The 14,499-nt window shown below is 71.9% G+C and carries 15 protein-coding genes; 10 read left to right on the forward strand and 5 right to left on the reverse strand.

All coding sequences use genetic code 11. The annotated features are described in order from the left end of the window. Positions 1-367 precede the first annotated feature (367 nt). Positions 368-958 carry an HAD family phosphatase gene (locus AB0A97_RS19520; protein ID WP_361151254.1) on the reverse strand — a complete coding sequence of 197 codons (591 nt, stop codon included), beginning with the start codon at positions 956-958 and terminating at the stop codon, positions 368-370. Positions 959-1,122: 164 nt separating this feature from the next. Between AB0A97_RS19520 and AB0A97_RS19525 the strand changes: the two genes are divergently transcribed. The 3 genes from AB0A97_RS19525 to AB0A97_RS19535 all read left to right on the forward strand — a co-directional run bounded on the left by AB0A97_RS19525 (position 1,123) and on the right by AB0A97_RS19535 (position 3,794). Continuing rightward, positions 1,123-1,881 carry a DeoR/GlpR family DNA-binding transcription regulator gene (locus AB0A97_RS19525; protein ID WP_361151257.1) on the forward strand — a complete coding sequence of 253 codons (759 nt, stop codon included), beginning with the start codon at positions 1,123-1,125 and terminating at the stop codon, positions 1,879-1,881. A 171-nt stretch (positions 1,882-2,052) separates the two neighbouring features. Next, positions 2,053-3,312 (forward strand): MFS transporter, encoded by a 1,260-nt coding sequence (locus AB0A97_RS19530; protein WP_361151260.1) that lies wholly within the window; start codon positions 2,053-2,055, stop codon positions 3,310-3,312. Next, complete coding sequence (locus tag AB0A97_RS19535; protein WP_361151263.1) at positions 3,309-3,794, forward strand: PTS sugar transporter subunit IIA; 486 nt, start codon at positions 3,309-3,311, stop codon at positions 3,792-3,794. Before AB0A97_RS19530 ends, AB0A97_RS19535 begins: the two co-directional genes overlap by 4 nt. Positions 3,795-3,825: 31 nt before the next feature. Here AB0A97_RS19535 and AB0A97_RS19540 read toward each other — a convergent pair whose 3' ends face one another. Continuing rightward, positions 3,826-4,215, reverse strand: a complete 390-nt coding sequence (locus AB0A97_RS19540) for a hypothetical protein (protein WP_361151266.1) — start codon at positions 4,213-4,215, stop codon at positions 3,826-3,828. A 391-nt stretch (positions 4,216-4,606) separates the two neighbouring features. Here AB0A97_RS19540 and AB0A97_RS19545 point away from each other — a divergent pair, with 391 nt between their 5' ends. Genes AB0A97_RS19545 through AB0A97_RS19555 form a run of 3 tightly spaced genes read left to right on the forward strand, consistent with a single transcriptional unit; the run spans position 4,607 to position 8,525 of the window. Further along, positions 4,607-5,443, forward strand: a complete 837-nt coding sequence (locus AB0A97_RS19545; protein WP_361151268.1) for a vWA domain-containing protein — start codon at positions 4,607-4,609, stop codon at positions 5,441-5,443. Next, positions 5,440-6,309 carry a hypothetical protein gene (locus tag AB0A97_RS19550; protein ID WP_361151271.1) on the forward strand — a complete coding sequence of 290 codons (870 nt, stop codon included), beginning with the start codon at positions 5,440-5,442 and terminating at the stop codon, positions 6,307-6,309. Before AB0A97_RS19545 ends, AB0A97_RS19550 begins: the two co-directional genes overlap by 4 nt. Positions 6,310-6,311: 2 nt before the next feature. Continuing rightward, entirely contained in the window at positions 6,312-8,525 is a 2,214-nt protein-coding gene (locus tag AB0A97_RS19555; protein ID WP_361151274.1) for a hypothetical protein, read from the forward strand. Between the two features lie 252 nt (positions 8,526-8,777). Here the strand turns inward: AB0A97_RS19555 and AB0A97_RS19560 are convergent, their stop codons facing one another. Together AB0A97_RS19560 and AB0A97_RS19565 are read right to left on the reverse strand one after the other, a co-directional pair. Further along, positions 8,778-9,026: a hypothetical protein gene (locus AB0A97_RS19560; protein WP_361151277.1), complete on the reverse strand. Its 249-nt coding sequence runs from the start codon at positions 9,024-9,026 to the stop codon at positions 8,778-8,780. Between the two features lie 118 nt (positions 9,027-9,144). Continuing rightward, positions 9,145-10,107 carry a WYL domain-containing protein gene (locus tag AB0A97_RS19565; RefSeq protein ID WP_361151279.1) on the reverse strand — a complete coding sequence of 321 codons (963 nt, stop codon included), beginning with the start codon at positions 10,105-10,107 and terminating at the stop codon, positions 9,145-9,147. 210 nt (positions 10,108-10,317) lie between these two features. Here AB0A97_RS19565 and AB0A97_RS19570 point away from each other — a divergent pair, with 210 nt between their 5' ends. From AB0A97_RS19570 to AB0A97_RS19580, 3 genes are all read left to right on the forward strand, one after another. After that, a complete protein-coding gene (locus AB0A97_RS19570; RefSeq protein WP_361151281.1) occupies positions 10,318-11,157 on the forward strand; it encodes a VOC family protein in 840 nt (279 codons plus the stop codon). A gap of 123 nt (positions 11,158-11,280) precedes the next feature. Beyond that, entirely contained in the window at positions 11,281-11,682 is a 402-nt protein-coding gene (locus tag AB0A97_RS19575; protein WP_361151283.1) for a VOC family protein, read from the forward strand. Positions 11,683-11,766: 84 nt separating this feature from the next. Then, on the forward strand, positions 11,767-12,711 hold the full coding sequence (locus AB0A97_RS19580; protein ID WP_361151285.1) for a Gfo/Idh/MocA family oxidoreductase: 945 nt from the start codon (positions 11,767-11,769) through the stop codon (positions 12,709-12,711). A 146-nt stretch (positions 12,712-12,857) separates the two neighbouring features. Here AB0A97_RS19580 and AB0A97_RS19585 read toward each other — a convergent pair whose 3' ends face one another. Beyond that, positions 12,858-13,778, reverse strand: coding sequence for an NADP-dependent oxidoreductase (locus AB0A97_RS19585; RefSeq protein ID WP_361151288.1), 921 nt, complete (start codon positions 13,776-13,778; stop codon positions 12,858-12,860). Between the two features lie 83 nt (positions 13,779-13,861). On the opposite strand from AB0A97_RS19585, the gene AB0A97_RS19590 reads away from it, so the two are divergent. Further along, positions 13,862-14,434, forward strand: coding sequence for a helix-turn-helix domain-containing protein (locus AB0A97_RS19590; protein ID WP_361151290.1), 573 nt, complete (start codon positions 13,862-13,864; stop codon positions 14,432-14,434). Positions 14,435-14,499: the final 65 nt, after the last annotated feature.

Raw genomic sequence — 14,499 nt, forward strand, 5'->3', positions numbered from 1 at the left:
TTCGTTTCACGGCCTTACGCAAATTTCAAACACTATTGATGAGAACTTGGGCGGCGTGTTTGTTCGGGCCGGGTGGAGCGGTGGGAGTGGTTGGAGCGGGTGGGGAGGCCGGAGCGATCGGGGAAGTTGCGGAGGCTGGGGAGGCCGGACCGGGGGGCGTCGGGGCGTCGGCCGGGGCGGGCGCGTCGCACGGCGAGGCGCCGGGGCGGGAGTGTCAGGTCACCCGCCCCGGCGCCGGTATGGAAGGGCGGTCCGGGCTTCCGCCGGTCGCACCGGTCGCACCGGCCGTACCGGTGGCACTGGCCGCACCGGGGCGGCCGGTCGCACGGTCGATCGCTCGGCCGGCTGTCGTCGGCTCAGCGTGTCGTCAGCTCAGCGCCGGGCGCAGCTCCGCGAGCGACGTGAACAGGTGCCCGCGCATCCCCAGCGCCTCGGCCGCCCGGACGTTGTCCGCCCGGTCGTCGACGAACAGGATGCGCTCGGGCGGCAGGCCGAACGCCGTACTGCACCACGTGTACGCGCCGGGCTCCGGCTTGGCGTGTCCGATGCGGCAGGAGAAGGCCAGGACCGAGAAGTGCTTCAGCCACTCCTGGGTCTCCTCGTAGTGCGCCGCCAATTCCTCCGGAATGTTCGACAGCAGACCGAGGGTGGTGCCGCTGTCCGCAAGTCCCGCGACGCATTCCACCATCTCGTCGTCGGTCCGGCTCCAGCTCGCCACATCGGCGGCGATGAGTTCCGCGACGCGTTCCTCGTCGAAGTGCGTTCCGAGCGCCTCGGCGACCGTCCGCCAATACCGCGCACCGTCCTGGTCACCCCGGTCGTAAGGCTGCCGCAGTCCCCAGTAGCTCTCCCAGAAGGCGGCCCCGGACCGTCCGGCCGTCTCCTCCAGCCGGGCGCAGGCGGCGGGGGACTGCTGCCGGGCGATCACGCCGAACATGTCGAAGAGCACCGCGGTCATGACATCACCTCTCCGGGAGCCGGCCCCGTATGCACACAGTGTGCGTGTGAGTACACACTCAGCATGGTCGGATGTCAACCGCCGAGGCTCCGGCAGGCCCGGGAGCCCTACGGGCGGAAGGGAAGCAACTCGCAGCGGGCGTGTTGATGTGCTACATCAGCGGCATGAATGTCTCCGAACGCCACCGGTTCATCCTGGCCCTGCTGGCCGAGCGCAACCGGGCCTCCGTGGCCGAACTCGCCCGCTCCACCCAGACGTCGGAGATGACCATCCGCCGGGACCTGGAGCTCCTGGAGTCCCGGGGCGCGCTCCGCCGGGTGCACGGCGGCGCCGTGACCGCCCTGCTCAGCGGGGTGGAACCGCCGTACGCGGTGCGGTCCATGGTCGGCAGCGAGACCAAGGCGAAGCTGGCGGACGTGGTCGTGCGGATGCTCAACGACGGGGAGACCGTCGCCCTGGACACCGGCACCACGGCGGTGGCCGTCGCCCACGCGATGGCGGGCCGCCGGCTCACCGTCACCCCGCTGTCCCTGCACGCGACCATGCCGCTCGCCGAACACGAGGGCATCCGCCTGCTGCTCCCCGGCGGGCAGGTCCGGCCGGGAGAGCTGTCCTTCTACGGCGAGACGGCCCTGCGCACCTTCGAGGACCTGCGGTACGACACCTTCATCCTGGGCTGCTGCGGGGTGGACGCGGCCAGCGGCGCCACCGCCTACAGCCTGGACGACGTGCACGTGAAGCGGGTCGCGGCGCGGGCGGCGCGGCGCATCATCCTGGTGGCCACCGCCGAGAAGCTGGGGCGGGTGGCGCTCGGCAGGATCTGTTCGGTCGAACAGCTCGACGTGGTGGTGACCGACGCGCCCCAGGGCACGACGGTGGTCGAGGAGATGCGCGCGGCGGGCGTGAACATCGTGCACGTGTGACGCCCCCGCCGCGGCTCGACCGTCAACTCCGACGCATGGGTGCTCAGTTGGACGACGACCGGCCGCCACCGCAGAGCCGTCCGGCGTCGCCGCCCCACCCCGGCCGAGAACGTGCCGGAAGTCACCGAAACCCCTTACGCACATACTCGGTGTGCGTTATGGTCAGCCGTGATGAGTGAATCGACTGCCCCCACCACCGGGTCGCCGCCGTCGCGGCGCTTGCGTACGGCGCGCGCCTGCACCTTCCTGGCTTTCGCGCTCAACGGTTTCGTCATGGGGATGTGGATCGTGCACATCCCCGCGATCGAGCACCGGGTCGGCATCACCCATGCCGTCCTGGGCTGGCTGCTGCTCTTCCTGGGCGGCGGCGCCTTCGCGGGGATGCAGATCTGCGGGGCGCTGGCCGACCGGTTCGGCAGCCGCACCGTCGTGCTGGCCGGCGGCACCCTGTGCAGCGCCACGGTCCTGCTGCCCGGCCTGGCGGACTCGCCGTGGACCCTGGCGGCGGCCCTGCTGGCGCTCGGCTTCGGCAACGGCTGCCTGGACGTCAGTATGAACACACAGGCTGTTCAGGTGGAGCGCGGTTACGGCCGTCCCGTCATGTCGGCCTTTCACGCGGTGTTCTCGGTCGGCGGTGTCATCGCCGCCCTGATCGGCGCCCGCACCATCAGTTGGGACTGGCAGCCCTCCCTCACCCTCGCCGTCGTGGCGGTGGCCGGCGTACTGATCACACTCGCGCTGGTGCCCGGCATGCTGCCCCCGGAGAAGCCCGCACCGGCTCCGACCGGCCCGAAGACGGCGGAACCCGGCACCTCGCAGGCCCCGGTCCCGGCCGCCAGGCGCCGTACCCCGTCCCAGGTCTGGGCGCTGGGCCTGCTCGCCTTCATGCTCATGCTGTGCGAAGGCGTGGCGAACGACTGGAGTGTGCTGCACCTCAAGGACGTGCTCGACGCTCCCGCCGCGACCGCGGCCCTGGCGTACGGCGGATTCTCCACCGCCATGACCGTGGGCCGGTTCGTCACCGACCGGGTGGTCGCCCGCTTCGGCCGGGTCTTCGTCGTACGGTACGGAGCCGGCCTCGCGGCCCTCGGCCTGGCCCTCGCCTCGCTCTCCCCCTGGGTGCCCCTGGCCCTTCTCGGCTGGACCCTTTTCGGTATCGGCCTGTCCGGGTGCATTCCGCAGTTCTTCACCGCGGCGGGCAATGTCGACCCGGCGTCGTCCGGCGCGAATGTGTCCCGCGTGGCGGGCATGGGATACGTCGGAATGCTGGCGGGCCCCGCCATCATCGGACCGCTCACCCACCTGGTGCCCCTGAACCTGGCCTTTTTCCTGCCCGTCGCCTTCTGCGTGGCAGCGGTGTTCTCCGCCGGAATCCTCCGCCCGGCCCGCACGACGACGACCGCTCCCGAACCGGAGCCGGCCGAGGCATGACCCGCGCCCGTACGGTGGCCGGCGGCACCGGCAGCCTCGCCGACTACCTGGACAAGCAGCACATCCACCCCCGCGCACAGGCCGCCACCCGGGACGAACTCCTCGAAGCCCTGGCCGGCGGCCTGCACGCCGCGGGCGCCCTCGGCGACGTCCGCGCCTTCGTCCGCGCGGTACGCCTGCGCATGGCACAGGGCGCCAACGGCTTCCACGGCATCGCCCTGCTGGCCGCCCGGAGCCGGGCGGTCAACGGCCCGGCGGCCGCCTTCGCGCGGGTACCGGCCGAACTCGGCTGGCACGGCGCCGACGACCGCCCGGTCCGCGACGTCTTCCTTCTCGCGGCCCCCCGCAAGCTCCGCGACGCCGGCTGCGTACGGGCCTACTCCGTCCTCGCCCGCCACACCGCCCACCCGGGCTTCCGCCGCATGCTGGCGGCGGCGCGCACCACCGACGACCTGTACGAACTCTTCCGCCTCGTCCGCTGAACGGCTGCCCGCGCCCGTCCGCCCCGCGGAGCTACCGCGTCAGGCCGTACGCCAGAAAGCTCATGACGACGACAGAGGCGACGGCGGCCACCAGGTAGCGCGCGGGGAACGGGTACTTCTCCCGCTTCACGCCCCGGCTGATCTCCTCGGCGTAGCGGTACATGAGTTTCCGCGACGGGAACAGACCGATCGTGATGCCGACCCAGGCGAACGAGTACAGCACCAGCATGTGCCGCGGGGACCAGTGCTGATACTGGAACTGCCCGACCAGCACCATGCCGAGACAGCAGGCGAGGGAGACGAGAGGGAACACAACTCTCCCCTTGCGCCCGGGTATCCACGCGGCCATCGCGAAAGAGAAGACAAAGGTCGCCACGGCCGCCATGAGTAACAGCCAGGCGAGGGGGAGGGATGCGAGCACGAGGTGGTCCTTTCCGCGCTTGGAAGCGCGTGGTGGCGCGTGGGCGGGCAACGCGAGGTGATCGGCGTGGCCGACGGCAGTATGCCCCCCCCGCCCCCATGCGGCACGGCTGCGGCCAGCCCTCCGCCAGCGGGCCCCACTTCGGCCGTTCCCTCCCGTACGCCGAAGCGCCGGTACTACGATGCCATCGGGGGGTCTCGTGGGGGGGATCTCGCAGAAGCGGCACCTCGTGGGAGCGGGGCCTGACAGGGGCCCGCGTCCTCGGCATGCGCCGTTCCGGGACCGGGACGTCACCGCGCCGTGAACGTTCCTTCCGACCACCTCCTCCCGGCGGCTTCCTCCCGACAACCCCCTTGTCTTCCTCGCCTTCGCCACCCGCCGGGAGCGCACCGTGCCGTACACGGCCGAGATCAGCCGCAGCAATCCGACGAGCATCATCTTCCTCGTCGACCAGTCGACCTCGATGAGCGATCCCATCGGCGGGGAAATCCCGCAGCAGAAGGCCGATGTCGTCGCCGACGCCATCAACCGGCTCCTCACCGAACTGTCGGTCAAGTGCGCCAAGGAAGAAGGTGTGCGGGACTACTTCCACGTCGCCGTCATCGGCTACGGCGCCACCGTCGGCTCGGCGTTCGCCGGCTCGCTCGCGGGCCGGGACATCGTTCCCCTCAGCGAGGTGGCGGACCACCCGGCCCGGATCGACGAACGCAGCAAGCGGGTGCCCGACGGCGCGGGCGGCCTGGTCGAGACGACGGTCAGCTTCCCGCTGTGGATGGACCCCGTCGCCAGCGGCGGTACGCCGATGAACCGGGCCCTGCGGTACGCCGCGAACCTCGTGGCCGACTGGACCGAGCGCCACCCGGCCGGATTCCCGCCGATCGTCATCAACCTCACGGACGGCGAGTCGACCGACGGTGAGCCCAGCGCGGCCGCCGAGGCCGTCACCTCGCACGCCACGGCCGACGGCGCCGCTCTGCTGTTCAACCTGCACGTCTCCGCCGCGGGCGGAACACCCACCGCCTTCCCCGACACGGCCGACGGGCTCCCCGACAGCTACGCCCGCACCCTCTTCGCCATGTCGAGCCCGCTGCCCGGCCACATGCGCGCGTACGCCGCTTCGCAGGGCCAGCGGGTCAGCGAGACCACCCGCGGCTTCGTCTACAACGCGGACATCACCTCGGTCGTCCAGTTCCTCGACATCGGCACCCGCGCCACCGAGCTGCGGTGACCACGTCGCTCTCCTGCGTGTACGTCACGCACCTCGTGACTCCCAAGTACGGGAGCACGGAAGCGGAATGCGAGGACGCGGTCGCGGTGCTCCCGGGCTGTGCGCACGACGACATGCTGCGCGGACCGCTCACCGCCGGCGTCTGCGACGGGGCGACGGAGAGCGCCCTGGCCAAGGACTGGGCCCGGCTGCTGTCCCGCGCGGCGGCCGAGCAGGCCATGGAGTGCCCCGAACTGCTGGCGGGTGGCGCCGCGTTCGAGAGGTTCGCGTCGTCGGCCGTGGCACGGTGGGAGCCCTGGCTCGCGGCCTACACGCGGGCGCGCGTCGCGGACGGACGCCCGCTGAAATGGTACGAGCACACCAAGCTCGCCGCCGGCGCGTACGCGACCCTGCTCACCGTACGGATCGACCCCGAGCCCGGCCCTGGCCCGGCCCTCACCCCCGGCCCCGACGCGTGCGAGCCGGCGGCCTGGCGCTGGCGGGCCGCCGCCCTGGGCGACAGCTGCCTGTTCCAGCTACGGGACGATCGGCTGCTCCAGGCGTTCCCCGTAGCGACGCCCGAGGAATTCGGTACCGCGCCCGATCTGTTCGGCAGCCGCAACCACGACGCCGGACTGCTGGCCCGCCGCGCCCGGTTCGCCCGAGGGCGGTGCGAGCCCGGCGACCGGCTGTTCCTGATGACCGACGCACTGGCCGCCTGGTTCCTGACGGCCGCCGACCAGGACAGCGCCGTACGCGAACTGCTGGACTTCTCCGGCCCCGACGACCTGGACGCCTTCCGCACCTGGCTGGACGGCCTCAGAGAACGCCGGCAGTTGCGCAACGACGACGTGGCCGTCGTACGGATCGATTTCGAAGGGAGGTGACAGTGGGTTCGCCCACCGGCCCGCAGCGGCAGTTCCCCAGCGGTGCCGCCTACGCGGAGGCCTTGCAGCACACACGGCTGTGCTTCCAGCACCCCGAACTGAAGGGCGCCCGCGCCGAACTGACCGGACTCGGCCTGCCGCGTGCCGTGTCCGGCGCTTTCGCGAGCGTCTTCTCGCTGACGTCCGCCGCCTCGGGGCAGCGGTACGCCGTCAAGTGCTTCACCCGCCACGTCCCGGACCAGGAGCAGCGGTACGAGGCGATCAGCTCCCGGCTCGCGCTGCTGGACCCGGCCGGGCTCTCCCAGCCGTGGAAACTCGGCTTCGAGTACCTTACCGACGCCGTTCGCGTCGGTAACGACCTCTACCCCGTCCTCAAGATGGACTGGATCGACGCCGTGACGCTGTCCGCCTGGCTCGACGCCCACCACGCCGACCGGTCGGCCGTCAGCGGGCTGGCGGACCGGTTCGAGGCGCTGACCCGGGACCTGTCGGCCCACGGCATCGCCCACGGCGATCTCCAGCACGGCAACCTGCTGGTCGCGAGCGACGGCACCTTCCGTCTCGTCGACTACGACGGCATGTACGTCCCCGCCCTGGCCGGCCTGGGCGGCACCGAACGGGGCCACCGCAACTACCAGTCGCCGCTGCGCGGGAGCGACGACTTCGGCGCGGAGCTGGACCGGTTCTCCGCCTGGGTCATCTTCCTGTCGCTCAAGGCGATCGCCGCCGATCCCGCCCTGTGGAACCGGCTGCACGAGCCGAGCGGTGAGTTCCTGCTCCTCACCGAGGAAGACTTCACGAGCCCGGCCGGCTCCACCGGCCTGCGGACACTGCTCGCCCACACGGACCGGACGGTGAGCGACCTCGCGGAGCAGGTGAGATCGCTGGCCTTCCAGCCGCTGGAGTTGCTTCCCCCACTGGCCCGGGCCGTACCGGGACCGCGGACCTCCGCCACGGCGAGCCCCACGCCGCCGGCCGCGGGCCCGACCGCTCCGGGCGCCGGCGGACTGCCCGGCTGGATGTCCGGGCACCTCGCGGAACAGCCCGCGACCACACCGGCCACTCCCGTCACGGCCTCGCCGGACGGTTTCCACACCCGCACGGCGCTAGACGTCGTCGCAGTCGTGCTGTGGTGCCTCGCCCTCATGGCGACGCTCCTCCTGCCTCTCGTCCTGCCTCTCGCCGGATCTCCGGCGGCCTCCCCCGTTCTCGTCGCCCCGCTGGCCCTCGCCGCCACAGCCACCGCGTTCGCCCGGAGCCGCCGTACCGAACGGGTCCGGTCACGGGCCGACCTGGCCGCCCTGACGAAGCAACTGGCCCAGGTCGGGGACCCGGTGAAAGCCGCCGCGAAGCTGCGCAAGGAACGGACGAAGTTCGAAGCAGCGGAAACACACCGCCAGGCTGCCTACCCACGGGCCCAGGACGAGCTCACCGCCCAGTACCACGCCGCGCTCAAGGACACCGAGCAGCGCAGGACACGCAAGCTCCGTGACATCGCCAAGAAGATCGACGGCCTCTCGGAGGAACGCCGCAGGGCCCTGGCCGAGGCCCTGGCCGACAAGCAGTCCGCGTACGTCCAGGCCCAGCTCGCCCGGCGGCTCGTCGCACAGTCACCGCCGCACGGTGTCGGCCCGAAGCTCGTCGCCCGTCTCGCCGATGAGCACGGCATCCGGACGGCAGCCGACTTCACCGGCTACCGCACCGTACAGAACAGCTCCTACAACAGCACGGGAGCCGTACTCGTCCTGCCTGGCGGCCACCGCGCCGACGTCCGCGGCATCGGCGAGGCCAAGGCCGCCGCCTTGGTCGCCTGGCGCCGAGAAGTGATCGCTTCCGCCGTGGCCCGGCAGCCGACCACCCTCAGCTCGGCAGAGCAGCAGCCGGTCGAGCAGAACATCGCCCACCGCCGGGACCGGCTCACGACCCGGCGCACCGCCGTCGAGTCCGAAGCCGACACTGCCCGCACGCAGGCGAAGAAGCGCCTGGAGGAGGGACGCGAACAACTCGCCAGGGAGAACACCACCGCCGGGGACAGGGCCCGCCGACAACGCCAGGAGTTCAGCCGTCGTACCGCTGAAATCCAGCAGAGCAGCGCCCTTCACGGGGCCCCTCACCGTCGCCCTGGAGGCGGCCCGAAGCCGGCAGAGCGGGCTGACCTACGCGCGCTACGTACGGTTTCTGTTCAGCGGCCGGTGAGGTGCAGGGCCGCCTCCTGACGCCCGCCCCTCAGGTGTACCGGGCGGCTCCGTGGCCTGCCCAGACGGGTAGCTGTGAGGCGCTGACCCGTGCAGACGGCGAATGCCCGGCTGCCCGGTTGCGGCCATTGAGTGGCGCGTTCGACCGTTCTGATCCGTCCAGGACTTGCCCCCCGGATCTGGCTGGTCCCGCCTCCTCACCGAGGTGCTCCCGCTACCCCGGTGACCCGGCGCTGGCGGCTGCCCCGTACGAGGAGCCGATACCGGTGGGACTCACAGGCGGTCACGTGCGGTGGGAGTGGTGCCTCGGGCGAGCAGGATGCGCAGGTCGCGCCGCATCCGTCGGGCATCGGCTCGCTGCTGCTGTGAGCGCTCGCGCATCCGCCGGGCGACTCGGACCACTTCCGCGAGGTCCGGCCGCACCGGGCCGTCGGTGCCGGACGGCGGAATCAGTTCGCCCTGGACGCCAGGACCACGTACCGCGCCCGTACCGGCGGCCGGGAACTGAGGCGGCGGAATCATGACTCTCCCCACGTTGACGCCGCCATCCTCCCCCGCTGAGCACCTGCTATGCCTGCCTTCACCCGCGCGGCCCAAAAACCTCCGGGCCGGCACACACCGCGAGGGTTCCCGCGCCCGTTCAGTCGATCAGGGCGCGAGTCGTGCGTTCGGCCGTCTCGCGCAGATACGCGGTGACGTCGGGGCCGGCGTCGAGGGTGTAGTCGGTGTCGAGCGCAGCGAGGGTCTGGGCGACGCCGGTCAGGTGGTCGCTGGAACAGTCGACGGTGCAGCTTTTCTCGTCGAGGGGCCGGATGCGGCCGGCCAGCGCCCAGGTGCGGCGGCGGACGGTCTCGGCGGAGGCGTGGACGGTGGCTGTCGCACGGTAGCGGACGGGGGCGGTGGCGATCTTGTCGGCGACGTAGGCGGCGGGGTCGTCACCCGGTACCGGGCGCGGGACGAAGTGGTGCCGGGTGGGGGAGAGGCGGGCGACGCGGTCGAGGCGGTAGATGCGCCAGTCATCCTTGCCGGTGTCTCGGGCGAGGAGGTACCACAGGCCGCCGGAGGCGATGAGGTGGTGGGGTTCGACGCGACGGGGGGCCTGTGCGCCGCCGCGGGTGGTGTAGTCGAAGGTGACGGTCTCGTGGTCGCGGCAGGCGGCGGCCAGCAGGGCCAGGACCGCGGGGTCGGTGCGCGGGACGTGCTGCCTCCAGTCGATGGTGGCGGTGGCCTGGTGCAGGGCGGCGACCTGGGTGCGCAGCCGGTGGGGCAGGACCTGTTCGAGTTTGGCCAGGGCGCGCAGGGCGGTTTCCTCCATGCCGGTGAGGTGGCCGGCGGCGGTGCGCAGGGCGACGGCCGTGGCGGTGGCTTCGTCGTCGTCGAGCAGGAGGGGCGGCATGGCGGTGCCGGAGGCCAGGCGGTAGCCGCCGGCGTGGCCGGTGGTGCCTTCGACGGGGTAGCCGAGCTCGCGAAGGCGGTCGATGTCGCGGCGGATGGTGCGGGTGGTGACGCCGAGGCGCTCGGCGAGTTCGGTGCCGGACCATTCGCGGCGCGTCTGCAGCAGGGACAGCAGGCGCAGCATCCGTGCGGGAAGGTCGCTCGTCATGTTTTCCAGAATGGCGCCCTTTACGGACGTGAGGTGTCCTAAAAGCCTCCTAGCGTGAGGGCATACCCGAGAACAAACCCCTCCGAACACCCTCGAAAGCGGTCGAACCGCGCAGACGGGCGGCGCCGGCCGTGGTGGACCAGGCTCGACACCACAGCCGTTCCCGCTCCCTCGCCACCCCGTACCGCACCCGCGAAAGGCCTTCTCATCATGGGTTTCCTGTCTCCCGGCCAGGTGGTCTGGTTCGAGATCGGCACCACTGATCCCGATGCCGTCACCGGCTTCTACGGCCCGCTGCTGGGCTGGAGCTTCGAAGCCGACCCGGACTCCTCGGTCGACGGCCGCACCTACACCCGCGTTTTCGCCCCGGGCGCACCCTGGCCGATGGGCGCCGTCCAGCAGGGCGACACCGGTGGCGAGGCGATCAATCTCTCGGTCCTGTCCGCCGACGTCCCCGCGGACGTGGACCAGCTCACCCGGCTGGGCGCCACGGTCGTGGTGCCGGCCACCCAGGTGGCGGACGTGACGGTCTTCGCCCGTCTGAAGGATCCGCGCGGCAACGTCTTGTCCCTGTTCTCCCGCGGCGAGTCGGCCCGGCTCGCCGAGCGGGCGCAGGCGACCGAGGAGCACATGCAGCAGGCCGCGACCGTGCCGCAGCCCGGCGCGATGGCCTGGTTCGAGATCGGCACCACCGACCTTCAGGCCACCACCGACTTCTACGCCGCCGCGTTCGGCTGGCGCATCGAGAAGGACGAGACGGCCGGCGGCAAGCCGTACTTCAGCATCTTCGGCCCCGGAGCCGAGTGGCCGTCCGGCGGCCTGTGGGACCACAGCGGCGGCAGCGCCGAGGGGGCCGGGGCCGACTACATGATGCCCTGCTTCCTGGTCCCCGACGTCGCCGTCACCACCGCCGTGGCGGAGCAGGCGGGCGCCCGCGTCGAGTACGGGCCCGACACCAACCCCGACGGACCGGCCTTCTGCCGCCTCCGCGACCCGCGCGGCAACCGATTCGGGCTGTTCTCCTCGCCCGCCCGGACCGCCGACGCCTGACCCCTGCGGGGAAGCGGACCGCAGCCGGCGCCCCCCCCGCGCCGCCCGGTCCGCCGACGTCGACTGCACGCTCCGCGGCCCGACACCCGGCGGCCGCGGGAACACGGAAAGGATGTATCCCCCATGAGCACCACCCACTCCACCGGTACTCTCAGCGGCTCGGTGATCTCGTACGCGATCTGGGCCGACGACGGCCGCCGGCTCGCCGAGTTCTACGCCGCCGCGCTGGGCAGCGAGGTCGGACAGCCCTACCCCGACGAGCACGGCAACGAGGTCGCGTTCCCCGTCACCGTCGGCAACGCGATGTACGTCTTCTGGACCTCCAGCTCCTTCACCGCGCCCACCTGGCCCGAGCAGGAGCTGCCCTTCCACATGGACCTGGCCTTTCCCGATGTGGCCGCCGCCGAGAAGCGGCTGCTGGAACTCGGGGCCACCAGGCCCGACTTCCAGCCCGGCGACCACTGGACGGTCCTGCTGGACCCCTCCGGCCAGCCCGTGTGCATCAGCCAGGCCCAGCCCTCCTGACCGCACCAGCACACCTTTTCCAGGCCCACGGCCGCGGCACCGGCCGCGGCCGCACCGCCTCGCTCTCATCCGGAAGGAAGACACATGAAGATCGCACTGCTGGGGACCAACTTCGGCCAGGCGCACGCCGCGGTCTACGCGGCCCGCGACGACGTGGACGTGGTGATGTTCGGCCGCGACGCGGCCAAGACCGCCGAGGTGGCCGGCCGGTTCGGCTTCACCGCCTCCACCGACCCGGAGGCCGCCTTCACCGACGCCTCCTTCGACCTGGTCGACCTGTGCCTGCCCATCGCGCTGCACACCCCGATGGCGCTCCGTGCCCTGGAAGCGGGCAAGCACGTCCTGAGTGAACTGCCCATGGCCGCCACCCTGGAGGAGGGCCGACGGCTGGTGGCCGCCGCCGAGGCCGGCGACCGACACGTGTTCGTGGACATGTTCGAGCGGTTCCTCCCCGCCAACCAGGCCCTCGCCGACGCCGTACGCGAGAACACCTACGGCCGGCTGCGGGAACTGACCTGCTGGTCGGCGATGGCGCCGCTGTGGCCCGGCGCGTCCCTGGGGGCGAAGGTGTTGCCGATGGAGGCCATGCACAGCGACCTCGACCTGATCACCCGCGCCCTCGGCATACCTCGGCAGGTCCACGTCACCGCGGTCGAACGGGACGCGGACGCCGGCGCGGTCGAGGCGGTCATGACCTTCGACGGGGCGATCGCCCGCAGCTCGGTCTCCTCCCTGCGGCCGATGCCGTGGGGCGGGCGCGGCGGCTACACCGCCGCCTTCACCGACGGCGTCCTGGAATCGGTGGGCACCATGGGCTACGACGGCAAACCCACCGCCACCCTGACCGCCTACACCAACGACGGCGCCCACGAGGTGGAACTGCCCCCGGCCGACCAGTACACCGCGATGATCGACCACGTCCTGGCCGTCCTGCGCGGCGAGGCGGACAACCGCATCACCCCGGCCAGCGCCCTGGACGCGCTGAAGCTGACCCTGCGCGTCGACCAGCAGGTCACCCCGGGCCACTGACGCACGCGTCGTGTCCACCCCATCGGTGGCCGCCCAGCAACCCCGGCCCCGCCCAGCTCGACGTCCTCGCCCGCGCCACCGGTGAGATCAACCTCCAGATGTGGGCGCCGCATTCGTCCCGACCGCTGAGTCCACCCCGTGCCGGTTCACAGGGCGATCACGATTTTGCCGTGAACATGCCTCTCGGCCTGCGTCGTCACGGCTTCGCGAATCTGCTCGACCGGGAAGGTCGCCGCGATCGGCACCGTGATCTCGCCGGAGCGGATCGCGTCGACGATCCGTTCCAGGGCACCCGGACCCGCATCGAGGGCGCCGGCCTTGCGTACACCGGGCGGCGGGGCGGGGCCGTCGGCCACGACGGAGATCCGCTCGGGTGCCACGCCGAGCTTCAGCGCGGTCTCGGCCGTCTCCCTTCCGAACAGGTCGGTCGCGGCGGTGATCCCCTCGGGCGCCAGGGCCCGCACCCGGTCCGCCAGGCCGGGGCCGTACGCCACGGGCTCGGCGCCGAGCCCGCGCAGGAACTCGAACGTGCCCTCGGAGGCGGTGCCGAGCACCCGGGCGCCCGCGAGCTTCGCCAACTGCACGGCGAAGATGCCCACGCCACCCGCCGCCCCACCGATCAGGACGGTGTCCCCGGTGCGGAGCCCGATCGCGGCGAGCGCGGCGGAGGCCGTCAGGCCGGACACCGGAAGCGTGCCCGCCACCTCGTCGCCGATGCCCTCCGGGGTGGGCCACAGCGTTGCCGTAGGTGTCTTGACCAGTACGAAATCGGCGACGGACCGGCCGATCGCAGCTCCGAACACCCGGTCGCCGGCCGCGAATCCCGTGGCGTCGGCGCCCACCTCGTCCACCACTCCGGCGAAGTCGCTGCCGAACCCGGCCGGCAAGGTGATGCCGAACCGCGCCGCCATGTCGGGCTGTGTGGTGATTTGCCAGTCCATCGGATTCAGCCCGGCGGCCGTGACCCGGACGCGCACCTCGTCCGGTGCGGCGTGCGGCTCGGGTATCTCCTGCAGTTCGAGTACTTCGGGACCGCCGAAGCGCCGGTAACGGACAGCTTTACTCATCGGTGACCTCTCTCGGCCAGTGATGGGACTTGGTCTCATCGACCCTACAGCAGTGATGGGACCAAGTCCCGTAGACTGCTCCCATGGCTCGCTGGCAACCCGACGCACCAGGACGACTCGCCGCCGCCGCCCTCGACCTCTTCGAGGAGCACGGCTACGAGAACACGACCGTGACCGAGATCGCGGCGCGCGCGGGGCTCACCAAGAGCACGTTCTTCCGGCACTTCCCGGACAAGCGCGAGGTGCTCTTCGACAAGGGCGCGGTGACCGGGTCGCTCGTCGAAGGGCTCGCCTCGGCGCCGCCGGAGGCCGGGCCGCTCGACGCGGTGGCGGACGCCCTCGACGCGCTCGGCCGGACGTTCTTCACCGCCGACCGCCGCGAGTTCAGCCGCCGGCGCCAGGCCGTGCTGAACGCCAATACGGAGCTGCGTGAACGCGAAGCCCTGAAGAGGCTCGACCTCACCGCCTCGCTGATCGAGGCTCTCCATCGGCGCGGAGCCCCGCGCCTGACCGCGCGCGTGGCCGCGCAACTGGGCGCGCTCGCCTGGGAGATCGCCTTTGAGCGGTGGATCGACACCGGCAGCAGCGAGGGCTTCGGCCCGCTGGCACGGCAGGCCCTCGCCGAAGTGCGCGCGGCCGCAGCCGTGCGCCGGTAACGCAACGGTGCTCCTGGTGACGGCTCGGCGGAGTGTCCCGGCGCTGCGGCAGTAGTCCGGCCGGG

This window comes from Streptomyces sp. NPDC045470, assembly GCF_040646595.1.
Lineage (GTDB): Bacteria > Actinomycetota > Actinomycetes > Streptomycetales > Streptomycetaceae > Streptomyces.

What these genes read in the sequence shown, in the direction of transcription:
- AB0A97_RS19535 (WP_361151263.1), top strand. Translation starts at nt 3,309, where the DNA reads ATGACCCGCGCCCGTACGGTGGCCGGCGGCACCGGCAGCCTCGCCGAC.
- AB0A97_RS19520 (WP_361151254.1), bottom strand. Translation starts at nt 958, where the DNA reads ATGACCGCGGTGCTCTTCGACATGTTCGGCGTGATCGCCCGGCAGCAG.
- AB0A97_RS19565 (WP_361151279.1), bottom strand. Translation starts at nt 10,107, where the DNA reads ATGACGAGCGACCTTCCCGCACGGATGCTGCGCCTGCTGTCCCTGCTG.
- AB0A97_RS19580 (WP_361151285.1), top strand. Translation starts at nt 11,767, where the DNA reads ATGAAGATCGCACTGCTGGGGACCAACTTCGGCCAGGCGCACGCCGCG.
- AB0A97_RS19570 (WP_361151281.1), top strand. Translation starts at nt 10,318, where the DNA reads ATGGGTTTCCTGTCTCCCGGCCAGGTGGTCTGGTTCGAGATCGGCACC.
- AB0A97_RS19525 (WP_361151257.1), top strand. Translation starts at nt 1,123, where the DNA reads ATGAATGTCTCCGAACGCCACCGGTTCATCCTGGCCCTGCTGGCCGAG.
- AB0A97_RS19585 (WP_361151288.1), bottom strand. Translation starts at nt 13,778, where the DNA reads ATGAGTAAAGCTGTCCGTTACCGGCGCTTCGGCGGTCCCGAAGTACTC.
- AB0A97_RS19590 (WP_361151290.1), top strand. Translation starts at nt 13,862, where the DNA reads ATGGCTCGCTGGCAACCCGACGCACCAGGACGACTCGCCGCCGCCGCC.
- AB0A97_RS19530 (WP_361151260.1), top strand. Translation starts at nt 2,053, where the DNA reads ATGAGTGAATCGACTGCCCCCACCACCGGGTCGCCGCCGTCGCGGCGC.
- AB0A97_RS19575 (WP_361151283.1), top strand. Translation starts at nt 11,281, where the DNA reads ATGAGCACCACCCACTCCACCGGTACTCTCAGCGGCTCGGTGATCTCG.
- AB0A97_RS19560 (WP_361151277.1), bottom strand. Translation starts at nt 9,026, where the DNA reads ATGATTCCGCCGCCTCAGTTCCCGGCCGCCGGTACGGGCGCGGTACGT.